Here is a 12,393-nt window from a genome sequence, read left to right as displayed (position 1 = left end):
ATAGTGCCGCCGGCAAGGTCATGGCGAGCGCACAATCAAGGCAGTTCGTCAGACGGAACAGTGCTCGGGCAGCAGCAAGGCATTGCACATCCGCAAGATGTGCTGCTCGATCCAACTTTCATCGAAGGCCGTATTGCCAACCCGCAGACTGTTGCCGCTCTCGATGATCGCCAAGATGGCAACGGCAGTTCGGGCAGGGTCGCTCACGCGGTACAGGCCTATAGCGCACCCCCCCTCGATAATCTGGCGGAGTGGCTCGGCCAGTTGCCCCATTGCCCGCTCCAGCCAGAGCCGGTGGCGGTCGTCCAGGTGCCTGGCTTCGTGACGAAGGACCATCTCTTCCTGGGGAAGAGCCACTTGCCGTGCCAGCGCAAAACGCACATAAGCATGCAGAGATTGAGGTTGGGCGCCGTTTTCCCAGGCCTGCTTGCGGCGTTCGATGATGTCCAGCACCACATTGAGCAGCAGATCCTGTTTGCAATCGACGTGATGGTAAAGGCTGCCGGGAAGAATGCCGACGCGCAGGGCCAGCTTTCTCATGCTCATGGCGGTATAGCCAATCTCGACCATCAGTTCGGTTGCAGCCTGGGTCAGGGAGGAGGGACAGGCACGGGCGGCTTCAATCATAGGCCGGCAACCTCGAAAGTGCGCGCAGCACTCGGCAGAGCAGGCGTTTGCAGTGGCGCCGGGGCCGGGGTGTACCAGTGAGCAGACACATGGGGCACCTCTCTGGATAGGTGCCCCCGGTACCGCTCACCGCTGCGCGTCAGAACAGAGGTGGTGTGCGGTGCCGGGAGCGATAACGGAGGCTTCAGCCGGCTTGGAGCAGCATGGTCCGGGCGCGAAGGATCACGGGGGCGTCGACCATCTGGCCATCAAGGGTGAACACGCCGGCGCCAGTTTCAGCCTGTTCAACCACCCGCTGCGCCCACTCCAGATCGGCAGCCGAAGGCTTGAGCGCGGCGTGAATCACGTTGACCTGCCCAGGGTGGATGCACAGGGCGCCGGCAAAGCCCATGTCCCGGGCAAAACGCACCTGGCGCTGCAACCCGTCGGTGTCCTGAATGGCAGGAAAAACGCCGTCCAGCGGCGCAGCAAGTCCGGCGACACGGCTGTGGAGCAGCACCGCATAGCGGGCATGGCCCAAGACCTGCTCGGCAGCGGCGCTGCCGGTATTCAGCCCTAGGTCCAAGCCTAGATCCAGGCTGCCAAACGACAGACGGTCTACGCCTGTCGCAGCCGCTAGGTGGGGCAGAGCGGCCAGGCCCTTGGCGCTCTCTATGATTGGCCACACCGCTTTGCCGGTAGCATGGGTACGTTCGATATGGCCGACGGTTTCCGCTTTCGGCAGTAAGATGCCAATGACGCCGGTGTGGCGCTGACACAGCGCCAAGTCGGCCTCATGGGCCCAGTGGCCGGGCGCGTTGACGCGCACAAGCACTCGGGCTTGGGGCTGCTCACTGAGAAACTGCTCGAGGTTGTCGCGCGCCTGTTCCTTGAGCGCCTCTTCAACGGCATCCTCAAGGTCAACGATGACCCGATCTGCGCCACTGACCAAGGCTTTGGGTATGCGGTCTGGGCGGGTAGCCGGCACGAACAGTGCGCTGCGTATGATCTCGGCGCTCATTGGCGTACCCCCTGGGCGAATTCTATTTCGCCGACCTGCGCCTGGCCGGCCTGATTACCCGCCCATACCAGGGCCTTGCCGTCGCCAGTCAGCCGTCCGCCGACTTGGAAGGCATCCGGGCAAATCAGTGGGCGTACACCGCGATAGCTGAACCGGCGTACGTTCAGTTGCGGGTTGGCGCGCACGAAGGCACGCAGGTTCAGGGTGGCGATCAGTGGGCCGTGGACCACCAGACCCGGGTAGCCCTCGGTTTCGGTGACGTATGGCCAGTCGTAATGAATGCGATGTCCGTTGAAGGTCACCGCAGAGTAGCGGAACAGTAGCGTCGGATCTGGCTGCACGGTTTCGCTCCAATCACCGTGGGGCATCGGCTCGGTGCCGCCAAGCTTGGGCGGTGAGGGCTCGCGGTAGACGATGTCCTGCTCTTCAACCAGTGCCCGCTGCCCGTCCTGCACATATTCATGCTGCACCGTGACGAACAGCAGGGAGCCGGTGCGCCCGTGCTTCTCCTCGACATTGAGGATGGTCGAGCGGCGGGACACCTGAGCATCGATCCGCAGCGGGCGGATGAACTCCAGGCGCCCCCCGGCCCACATGCGGTTGCGGTTGTCTGCAGGGGGCAGAAAACCGCCCCGCGCCGGATGGCCATCGCCTCCTAGGCCGGCCGCTTCGACAGGCTCCTGGAAAAACGCCCAGTGCCAGAGTGCGGGTAAGGCATCACCAGGGGCGGGGGCCGGCTCGCTCAAGGTGGCAGCTATACGGTTGACCAGGTTATGGCTGATGCAGTCATGGACAGTCTCGCTACGGCCAATCCATGTTTGGGGCGCAGGTATGCTCATTTTTTATTGTCCTTTACAGCGTCGAAGTCAGTTTCGGTACGATCTCGAACAGGTCGCCGACCAAACCATAATCAGCTACCTGGAAGATAGGTGCTTCCTCATCCTTGTTGATCGCGACAATGACCTTGGAGTCCTTCATGCCGGCCAGGTGCTGAATAGCGCCAGAGATACCCACGGCGATGTACAACTGCGGTGCGACGATCTTGCCGGTCTGACCGACCTGCATGTCGTTGGGAACGAAGCCTGCGTCCACCGCCGCGCGTGAAGCGCCAACCGCGGCGCCGAGCTTGTCGGCCAGGCTATACAAGTGGCTGAAGTTGTCCCCATTGCCCATGCCACGACCGCCGGACACCACGATCTTTGCGGCGGTCAGCTCGGGGCGGTTTGACTTGGCCAGTTCTTCGCCGACAAATGCCGATAGTCCTGCATCTGTAGCGCCACCCAGGGCCTCGATTGGCGCACGGCCGCCTTCTGCCGGTACCGCCTCGAAGCCGGTGGAGCGCACGGTAATGACTTTTACCGCAGCGCTGGATTGGACGGTGGCAATGGCGTTACCTGCGTAGATCGGACGCTTGAAGGTGTCAGCGGATTCGACCGAAATGATCTCGGAGATCTGGTCGACATCCAGCAGCGCAGCTACCCGTGGCAGGAGGTTCTTACCGTTGCTGGTGGCCGGGGCCAGCACATGGCTGAAGTCGCGGCCCAGGTTGGCCACCAAGGGCGCCACGTTTTCCGGGAGCTGATGGGCGTAGGCGGCATCGTCAGCCAGCAGCACTTTGGTCACCCCAGTGCACTGCGCGACAGCGAACGCCACACCGGCTGCGTCCAGTCCAGCTACGAGCACCACGATGTCAGCGCCAATCTGGCGAGCGGCGGCCAGGGTGTGCAGGGTAGGGCCGGCGAGGGTGCGATTGTCGTGTTCAGCAACTACCAGAATGCTCATCAGATCACCTTCGCTTCGTTCTTCAGCTTTTCGACCAGTTCGGCCACCGATTTGACCTTGATGCCAGCGCTGCGGGCTGCTGGGGCTTCAACTTTCAGGGTTTTGTTGGTGGAGGCGAGGGAAACGCCCAGCGCGTCTGGAGTCACAGTTTCCAGCGGCTTCTTCTTGGCCTTCATGATGTTCGGCAGCGACGCGTAGCGTGGCTCGTTCAGGCGCAGGTCGGTGGTGACGATGGCTGGCAGGTTCAGCGCAACGGTCTGCAGGCCGCCATCGATTTCACGGGTGACGTTCAGCTTGTCGCCAGCGACTTCGACCTTGGAGGCGAAGGTGCCCTGGGCGTAGCCGGTCAGTGCGGCCAACATCTGGCCGGTCTGGTTGTTGTCACTGTCGATGGCCTGTTTGCCGAGGATGACCAACTGCGGCTGCTCTTTGTCGACAACGGCTTTCAGTGCCTTGGCGACGGCCAGGGAGCTCAGCTCGTCAGCGGCTTCGACCAGGATGGCGCGGTCGGCACCCAGGGCCAGGGCGGTACGCAGTTGCTCCTGGGCGCTGGTCTGGCCAACGGAAACGACCACGATCTCGCTCGCCACGCCTTTCTCCTTCAGGCGTACGGCTTCCTCGACGGCAATTTCGCAGAAGGGATTCATGGCCATCTTGACGTTTGCAAGGTCGACGCCGGAGTTGTCCGCCTTGACGCGAACCTTGACGTTGTAGTCGACCACTCGTTTGATTGCGACGAGCACTTTCATAGGCAGGGATACTCTGTGTTTAAGCGATGGCAACGGGCGTGAAAAAAGAGGGGTCAGATGACACCTGAAGTGCGCAGTTGCTGAATACGTTCATGGGGCAAGCCGAGCTCGGCAAGGATGCTTTCGCTGTGCTGCCCTAGCGCAGGGACCGGATCCATGCGCGGTGCATAGGCGTTGCTGGTGGCGGGCGGCAACAGGCTGGGTACTGAACCGGCGGCGGTGTCGATCCGCCGCCAGCGGTCGCGGGCCTGCAGTTGCGGGTGGGCCCAGACACCCTGCATGTCATTGACCTTGGCATTGGCGATGCTGGCTCCATCGAGGCGCTCGATCACCGTGTCGAAGTTCAGCGCAGCAAAAGCCTCGACGATCAGTCCGCGCAGCGCATCGCGATTGGTTACGCGCTTGAAGTTGGCACTGAAGCGCTCGTCACTGGCCAGCTCCGGTTGTTGCAGCACCTGTTCGCAGAAGAGCTGCCACTCGCGCTCGTTCTGCAGGCCAAGCATGACCGTGCTGCCGTCGCCCACCGGGAACGGGCCGTACGGATAGATGGTGGCGTGCGCCGCGCCGGCACGTGGCGGTGGTGCGGCACCTTCGTAGGCGTAGTAAAGCGGGTAGTTCATCCACTCCACCAATGCCTCGAGCATGGACACTTCCACCTGGCTGCCGATGCCGGTCTTTTCCCGCAACAGGACCGCCGAAAGAATACCGGTATAGGCATACATGCCAGCGGCGATATCAGCGATCGAGTTGCCGGCTTTGGCCATCCCGTCTTCCCCCGGCCCACCAGTGACCGACAGGAAGCCGCCTTCGCTCTGGATCAGCAGGTCGTAGGCTTTTTTCTGTTCATAAGGGCCGCCCGCGCCGTAGCCGGAGATATCGCAGACGATCAGCCGCGGGAATCGTGCGTGCAGCGCCTCGAAGCTCAGTCCCAGGCGAGCGGCCGCACCCGGTGCCAGGTTCTGCACCAACACATCGGCCTGCTCTAACAGTTGGTCGAGAATATCGCCGGCGATTTCCTGCTTGAGGTCCAGGGCCAGGCTTTCTTTAGAGCGGTTGGTCCACACGAAATGCGAGGCCAGACCGTTGACCCGCTGGTCGTAGCCCCGGGCGAAGTCGCCACTGCCAGGGCGTTCCACCTTGATGACCCGGGCGCCCAGGTCGGCCAACTGGCGGGTGCAGAAGGGCGCCGCGATCGCGTGTTCGAGGCTGATGACGGTAATGCCGTCAAGGGGGCGGATGGGCTGGCTCATGCTGGTTGTCTCTCTTGTTATGGCAGGCCCCCGTGGGTAACGGGGGCGGTCCGGATCAGAACGATCGTGGCAACTCCAGGAGGTGTTCGGCCACGTAGGACAGGATCAGGTTGGTCGAGATGGGCGCGACCTGGTACAGGCGGGTTTCACGGAACTTGCGCTCGACGTCGTATTCGTTGGCAAAGCCGAAGCCGCCGTGGGTCTGTAGGCAGGCGTTGGCCGCCTCCCAGCTGGCCTTGGCGGCCAGGTACTTGGCCATGTTGGCGGCCGCCCCGGCGTTGCGCCCGCTGTCGTATTCGGCGCAGGCGCGCCAGCGCATCAGGTCGGCGGCTTCGATCTCGATATGCGCCTCGGCGATGGGGAACTGCACGCCCTGGTTCTTGCCGATCGGCCGGCCAAACACCTCGCGATCACGGGCGTACTGGCTGGCTTTCTCGACAAACCAGCGGCCATCGCCGATGCACTCGGCGGCAATCAGGGTGCGCTCTGCGTTGAGGCCGTCGAGGATGTAGCGGAAGCCTTTGCCTTCTTCACCAATCAGGCAACTGGCCGGGATTTCCAGATTGTCGAAGAACAGCTCGTTGGTCTCGTGGTTCACCAGGTTGGCGATCGGTTGTACGGTCAGGCCATTGCCGATGGCCTCACGCAGGTCGACCAGGAAGATCGACATGCCATCGACCTTTTTCGTCACCTCGGCGAGCGGGGTGGTACGTGCCAGCAGGATCATCAGATCGGAGTGCTGCACACGCGAGATCCACACCTTCTGACCATTGATCACATACTTGTCGCCCTGGCGAACTGCGGTGGTCTTGATCTTGGTGGTGTCGGTACCGGTGGACGGCTCGGTAACGGCCATCGATTGCAGGCGCAGTTCGCCGCTGGCCAGCTTGGGCAGGTAATAGCGCTTCTGCTCGTCGCTGCCGTTACGCAGCAAGGTGAACATGTTGTACATCTGGCCGTGGATGGTGCCGGAGTTGCCGCCGCAGGCATTGACCTCTTCAAGAATTACCGAAGCCTCGGCCAGGCCCAGGCCGGAACCGCCGAACTCCTCGGGAATCATCGCCGACAGCCAACCCTCGTCGGTCATGGCTTTGACGAAGGCTTCAGGGAATCCCTTTTCCTCATCGATCTTGCGCCAGTACTCGGCGGGGAAGTCGCCACATAGCGCACGCACACCCTCACGAATGGCATTGAGTTCTTCGTTGTTGTTGTCGTTCATCATCATTCTCCAAATCGGGGCGGGCCGGCAGCGTCATCGTGGTTCGGCCGCCGACCGGCCCTTTAACACGGTCAGATGGGCTGGAAACCCAGAGCAGCGCGGAAGCGGTTCTTGATGTAATGACCATCGCGCGGCGGCAGTACCCGTGGGGGGTTCTCGGCCTTGATTTTTACCGTCGCCAGCTTGACACCATCACGGGTGGCGAAACGCTCGCGCAAGGCATGTACACCGTCCATCTCACGGATTTCCTGAGTCCAGGAAAAACCGCAGGTTTCGGCGACCCGGTCCAGCTGGATGCCGAACCCGGCGTGGCTGACCTGCATGCCGGTCTCACCGAAGTGGCCGTTATCCAGCACCACGATTGTCAGGTTCTTGGGTTGCTGCAGAGCAACCGTGGCCAGGGCGCCAAAGCCCATCAGCAGTTCGCCGTCACCGGTGACCACCACCACACTTTTGTCCGGTTGCGCATTGGCCAGGCCCAGGCCCACGGTGATGGCGCTGCCCATGGCGGCCCAGAGGTAGTAGTTGTTGTCGTGATCGCCTGCGGCCATCACATCATAGGAGGCAGAACCCAGGCCGGTGACCACGAGCACATCGTTGCGATCGGCAAGCAGGGTACGGACTACTTCACGGCGGCAGAGCACGTGATTGGCGCTTACTTGACCCATTTCTTTTCTCCGATCAGACGCTGGCCGAGCAGCAGGGCAGTGGCGGCATCGCCATTGAAGGCCATGGTGGCGGCGCCGTGCAGCAGTGGCGCGACATCTTCTGGCAGGTCGGCACGCCAGGTCATCACCTTCATCAGGTTCAGGGAGGCTTCGGTGGCCTGGCCCATGGGGTTCTGCCAGGCATTGAACTCCGCCCAGTCGCCGCGCATGGTCACCACCATCAATAGCGGGAAGCCGGCGCAGCTCTGCAAGGCGAGGGTGTTGATGCAGTTGCCGACGCCGCTTGATTGCATCAGTAAGGCGCCGCGTTCGCCTCCCAACCAGGCGCCGGCCAGGTAGCCGATGCCTTCTTCTTCGGTGGTAAGCACAACGGCCTTGATATCAGGGTCGGCGTAGGACATGCGGATGGCTGCCGAGTGGCCGGCATCAGGGACGAACACGACGTGCTTGACGTCGTGGGCCTTGAGGACACGGAACACGTCCTCTTGCCAGTTCTGTTCAGATTCTTGCGATGACATGGGGTCTCTCCCGGCAGTGCTGCTTTTGTTTTTCCTCATCATGGGGGGAGTTGCCTTGCACGACGACTACCGTTTTTTTCTTTGAGATATGCCGAGACGGCATAGGTATACCCATGACACGCGGGCCAGCGTTGAGCGCGAGCAACTCCGGAGTTGGTATCAGGCATGCCTCGGGAGGGGGAGGCTGTGGTTATAGAAAGTGGGCATAGCTGATAGACACGCCCAGTGCTTATGGGCCGGCGCAGAAGACGCTAGGTTGTCGGCTCGGTCGCGGCCGCGCCGCCATCGAATCAAAACAACAATAAGATCGAGGGTCGACCATGTTGCTCCGTTCCCTGCGTACGTTCGCCAGGTGGCTCATCTCTGCTGAGCCGCCGTTGGCCGATACACCATCCTCGCCCTGCCGGCTCCGGCACCTTGCACTGTCCTACTTCGTTCCGTGACGCACCGCCCTGGCGGTAACGGATCCTATCGGTTGAATAGAGGTGCTAAATGAAATTCAAACTACCGCTGGCTGGCTGGATACTGCTGGCTATGTTTCTCGGCGTGGTGATCGGCTACGTCATTTTTCTCACGAGCCCGGACAAAGCCGCTGCAGCCCAAACCGCCGGATACATCTCCGTGATCTCGGACGTGTTCCTGAGGCTGATCAAGATGCTGATCGGGCCGCTGGTGTTTTCTACCCTGGTGGTAGGCATCGCCCACATGGGCGATGCCGGTGCAGTAGGTCGGGTGTTCGGAAAGGCCATGATGTGGTTCTTGACGGCCTCGCTGCTGTCGCTGGCTGTAGGCTTGATGATGGCCAATATCCTGCAACCAGGGCTGCACCTGGCACTGCCGCTGCCGGACGTGAGTGAAACCACTTCACTGCAGACATCGGCCTTTACCCTTAAGGCCTTTGTGACCCATCTGGTACCCAGGTCATTCGCCGAAGCCTTGGCCAACAACGAGATCCTGCAGATCGTGGTGTTCTCGCTGTTCTTCGGGGTCGCCTTGGCGGCGCTGGGGGAAAAAGCCAAGGGCCTGATACGCTTGGCCGATGAGCTGGCGCAGGCCATGCTGCTCATCACCGGCTACGTCATGAAGCTCGCGCCCCTGGCTGTCATGGCGGCGATGGCTGCCACGGTGGCAGTCAATGGCTTGTCGATCCTGGCTACGTTCGCTGTGTTCATGCGCGACTTCTATCTGGGCTTGGTCTTACTCTGGGTGTTGCTGGTGCTGGCCGGGGCGATGTTCCTGGGCCGGCGGGTGTTCGCCTTGCTGGCACTCATCAAGGAGGCGTTTCTGCTGGCGTTCGCCACAGCCAGTTCTGAATCGGCCTACCCGAAACTCCTTGCGGCGCTGGACCGCTTTGGGGTCAGCCGCAAGATTTCCAGTTTCGTGATGCCGATGGGCTACTCCTTCAACCTCGACGGCTCGATGATGTACTGCACCTTTGCCGTGCTCTTCATCGCCCAGGCCTACGGTATCGAGATGACCCTCGGCACGCAGGTCCTCATGCTGCTGACCTTGATGCTGACCTCCAAGGGGCTGGCAGGTGTGCCTCGGGCATCGTTGGTGGTGATTGCCGCAACGCTTGTACAGTTCGATATTCCCGAGGCGGGGCTGCTGCTAATACTGGGCATCGACACCTTCCTGGACATGGGGCGCTCGGCCACCAACGCCGTGGGTAACTCGATCGCCACGGCGGTAGTTGCCAAATGGGAAGGGGAGTTGCAGGACCCGGAAGAGCAATCAACAACTCCCCGCGCCGCTGCCCCGGGGGCAGAACGGCCAACGGCTTGAGGTCAGCGCTTGCCGGATATGGCCCCATCGCAGGCTTCACCGGCCTGCGAACCGAGGTAGCCAGTGCCGTAGTTGGGCCGCATCAATTTGGTTCTAGCTGCTATGCGCAAATGCTATAGCTGGCGCTCGATGCGGTCTTTAGACTGTCAAATACGCCGCTCCAGCGGCGCCCCTTTCCCTGCCAGTGGTTGATAGATGGACGTAACGCAACTCAAAACCCTGATCCACGTGGCGGAGCTTGGCAGTTTGAGCAAGGCGTCGGACCGGCTACACGTAGCGCAACCGGCATTGAGTCGGCAGATCCGGCAGTTGGAAAAGGAGCTGGGCGTCTACCTGTTCGAGCGCCATGGCCGTGGGATGGAGATCACCGCGGCGGGGCTGGAGGTGCTTGAGCGAGCCACCCGTATCATGAACGAGCTGGAGTCCATTCGTACTTCGGTAGCCGGCGGGCGCGCGGCCTTTCGCGGCATGGTCGCCATCGGTACCACGCCAACGATCGCCGAGATCGTCACGGTTCCGCTGGTCAAGCGCATCAGCGACACCCATCCGGACCTCTCAATCCGCTTTTCATCGGCCTTCAGCGGCTACCTGCTGGACTGGTTGCAGCGCGGCGAGCTGGAGCTGGCCATCTCCTACGACCCTCAGCCGCTGCATACCCTGCGTATAGAACCGGTGATGATGGAAAACCTGGTGCTGGTCGGCCCTCCCGAGTCCGGGCTCAACCTCGATACAGCGTTCCTTTTTTCGCAGTTGGCCAGCGAACCGATGGTCTTGCCCAGCCCCCGTCATGGGCTGCGCAAGATCATGGACCAATGTGCCTTGGAGCGCGGCTTCAAGATCACCACCAGCGTCGAGGCGGATTCTTTCGGCGCCATGATCGATCTTGTTCGCAATGGCTTTGGTTACACCGCGTTGCCCTTGGCGTCGATCTACTCGCGCTTGAACGACGGCACGCTGTGCGCGGCACCGCTGGTCGACCCCACGCCCATGCGAAAACTGGTGCTGGTGCTTCCCGCCGATCGCCAGGTGAGCCCGGCAACCCGCTATGTCGGCCAGACCTTCGTCGACATTGCTTCGGAATTGGTGGCCGAAGGTATCTGGGCTGGGCATATGCTCTGACGCAGCCAGCTATTCAATTGAGGCATAACTGCTAGAGGGTAGCGGGTCTGGCCGCTATCCAGGCGAGGGCGTAGCTTTGCCCGGGAATAAAAGTCAGTGCGCTTTCGCTGACTTGTAAAATAATAGATCCCAGAAGGTACCCCCCATGATGCGCGTTTCATCGCCTCGCGTTTTGCCGCCCGTTTTTTCCCGCCACGACTCCAAGCCGATCAATCGAAGGTAAACCGACGCTGTCGTTCCTGCCTTACGTTTGCCTTAGATCTGGAGTTACCCCATGCACGCCAACAATAACAATCCCGCTGCGCCTGATATCCACAATCTGACCAACCGCCAACGGATCCGCGCCATTCTTGGTGCCTGCTCCGGCAACCTGGTGGAGTGGTACGACTTCTTCATCTACGCCTACACCTCGATCTACTTCGCAGCCCTGTTCTTCCCTCAAGGCGATCAGACCACGCAGTTGCTGGCGACTGCCGGAATCTTCGCCGTGGGCTTCTTCATGCGCCCCTTGGGCGGGTGGATCTTTGGCTACCTGGCCGATACCCGTGGTCGCAAGTATTCCATGATCATCTCAGTGTTCCTTATGTGTGGCGGCTCGTTGATGATCGCTGTGCTGCCCACTTATGAGTCCATTGGCATGGCAGCTCCAGTGCTACTGCTGGTAGCCCGCCTGATGCAGGGGCTCTCGGTCGGTGCTGAATACGGTACCGGGGCCACCTACATCAGCGAAATTTCCCGCAAGGGCAAGCGCTGCTTCTTTGGCTCGTTCCAGTACTTCACCATTATCGCCGGCCAGCTTCTGGCGCTGCTGACGGTGGTGGTGCTGCAGAATGTGCTGCCGATCGAAGAACTCAAGGCCTGGGGTTGGCGCATTCCGTTCTTCATCGGCGCGGTCAGCGCACTGGTGGTGGTGTACCTGCGCCGCTCGATGCTTGAGACCGCCCACGCCCAGGGCTCGAAACACAAAGAAGCCGGGTCGATCAAGGCACTTATGAAACACAAGAAAGCTGTTCTGCTGACTATTGCCATCACGGCCGGTTGCTCATTGCACTTCTATACCTTCTCCACCTACATGCAGAAGTATCTGGTGGTGTCGGCCGGCTTCGACCCTTCGACCGTCAGCTTCATCATGACTGCCGCGCTGGTGGTATTCATGTGCCTGCAGCCGGTGTTCGGGATGATGGCCGACCGGATCGGCTCGCGAAATAGCATGATCGCCTTCGGCCTGCTTTCGAGCCTGTTGATCGTGCCCTTACTGACGGGCCTGAAGAGCGTCAGTAACCCTTACGAAGCCTTCGCTCTGGTCATGCTCGGGCTGTTGATTGCCGCGTTCTATACGCCGGTGACTGGCGTGCTCAAGGCTGACCTGTATCCCGCCACAGTGCGCGCGCTTGGTGTGGGTTTGCCTTATGCACTGGGCAATGCACTGTGCGGCGGCACCGCTGAGTACGTGGCATTGTCATTGCGCGGCGCCGGGGTGGAGTCGTACTTCTACTACTATGTGGCGGCCATGAGCGCCATCACGCTGCTGGCTGCCGTGCTTATGCCCGACCTGCGCAAGCATGGCTACCTCGACGGCACCGGAGCGGTTGAAGAGAACACCGGCCTGCGCAGCGGCCCTGCTTACTCCGACGCTCGGGGCTGAGCCCGGCCTGGGCAGCCGCTGGCGATTACTC

General features: G+C 61.4%; 12 protein-coding genes. 3 read left to right on the top strand and 9 right to left on the bottom strand.

All coding sequences use genetic code 11. The features are described 5' to 3' along the window. Positions 1-48 precede the first annotated feature (48 nt). The 9 genes from K3F44_RS07335 to K3F44_RS07295 all read right to left on the bottom strand — a co-directional run bounded on the left by K3F44_RS07335 (position 49) and on the right by K3F44_RS07295 (position 7,813). Entirely contained in the window at positions 49-627 is a 579-nt protein-coding gene (locus K3F44_RS07335; protein ID WP_220633672.1) for a TetR/AcrR family transcriptional regulator, read from the bottom strand. A 184-nt stretch (positions 628-811) separates the two neighbouring features. Beyond that, positions 812-1,627: a CoA ester lyase gene (locus K3F44_RS07330; protein ID WP_150569179.1), complete on the bottom strand. Its 816-nt coding sequence runs from the start codon at positions 1,625-1,627 to the stop codon at positions 812-814. Continuing rightward, positions 1,624-2,466: a MaoC family dehydratase N-terminal domain-containing protein gene (locus tag K3F44_RS07325; RefSeq protein WP_150569180.1), complete on the bottom strand. Its 843-nt coding sequence runs from the start codon at positions 2,464-2,466 to the stop codon at positions 1,624-1,626. Before K3F44_RS07325 ends, K3F44_RS07330 begins: the two co-directional genes overlap by 4 nt. Before the next feature lie 13 nt (positions 2,467-2,479). Beyond that, a complete protein-coding gene (locus K3F44_RS07320; protein ID WP_220633671.1) occupies positions 2,480-3,409 on the bottom strand; it encodes an electron transfer flavoprotein subunit alpha/FixB family protein in 930 nt (309 codons plus the stop codon). Continuing rightward, positions 3,409-4,158, bottom strand: a complete 750-nt coding sequence (locus K3F44_RS07315) for an electron transfer flavoprotein subunit beta/FixA family protein (RefSeq protein WP_220633670.1) — start codon at positions 4,156-4,158, stop codon at positions 3,409-3,411. The genes K3F44_RS07320 and K3F44_RS07315 overlap by 1 nt, the downstream gene beginning before the upstream one ends. Positions 4,159-4,211: 53 nt before the next feature. After that, entirely contained in the window at positions 4,212-5,408 is a 1,197-nt protein-coding gene (locus K3F44_RS07310; RefSeq protein ID WP_220633669.1) for a CaiB/BaiF CoA-transferase family protein, read from the bottom strand. 55 nt (positions 5,409-5,463) lie between these two features. Then, the gene (locus tag K3F44_RS07305; protein ID WP_047602688.1) at positions 5,464-6,627 is read right to left on the bottom strand and encodes an acyl-CoA dehydrogenase family protein; all 1,164 of its coding nucleotides are present in this window, start codon (positions 6,625-6,627) and stop codon (positions 5,464-5,466) included. 71 nt (positions 6,628-6,698) lie between these two features. Continuing rightward, positions 6,699-7,295, bottom strand: coding sequence for a thiamine pyrophosphate-dependent enzyme (locus K3F44_RS07300; RefSeq protein ID WP_220633668.1), 597 nt, complete (start codon positions 7,293-7,295; stop codon positions 6,699-6,701). Then, positions 7,283-7,813: a thiamine pyrophosphate-binding protein gene (locus K3F44_RS07295; protein ID WP_150569185.1), complete on the bottom strand. Its 531-nt coding sequence runs from the start codon at positions 7,811-7,813 to the stop codon at positions 7,283-7,285. Before K3F44_RS07295 ends, K3F44_RS07300 begins: the two co-directional genes overlap by 13 nt. A gap of 492 nt (positions 7,814-8,305) precedes the next feature. On the opposite strand from K3F44_RS07295, the gene K3F44_RS07290 reads away from it, so the two are divergent. The 3 genes from K3F44_RS07290 (at position 8,306) to K3F44_RS07280 (ending at position 12,362) form a co-directional block, all read left to right on the top strand. After that, positions 8,306-9,598, top strand: coding sequence for a dicarboxylate/amino acid:cation symporter (locus K3F44_RS07290; protein ID WP_220633667.1), 1,293 nt, complete (start codon positions 8,306-8,308; stop codon positions 9,596-9,598). 195 nt (positions 9,599-9,793) lie between these two features. Further along, complete coding sequence (locus tag K3F44_RS07285; RefSeq protein ID WP_220633666.1) at positions 9,794-10,717, top strand: LysR family transcriptional regulator; 924 nt, start codon at positions 9,794-9,796, stop codon at positions 10,715-10,717. Between the two features lie 274 nt (positions 10,718-10,991). Further along, positions 10,992-12,362 carry an MFS family transporter gene (locus tag K3F44_RS07280; RefSeq protein ID WP_150569188.1) on the top strand — a complete coding sequence of 457 codons (1,371 nt, stop codon included), beginning with the start codon at positions 10,992-10,994 and terminating at the stop codon, positions 12,360-12,362. Positions 12,363-12,393 lie beyond the last annotated feature (31 nt).

Origin of the sequence: Pseudomonas sp. S07E 245, assembly GCF_019599025.1 — a bacterium.
Taxonomy (GTDB): Bacteria; Pseudomonadota; Gammaproteobacteria; order Pseudomonadales; family Pseudomonadaceae; genus Aquipseudomonas; species Aquipseudomonas shirazensis.
Note: the sequence above shows the minus strand (reverse complement) of the source record. Positions and strands in the feature narration are given on the sequence as shown.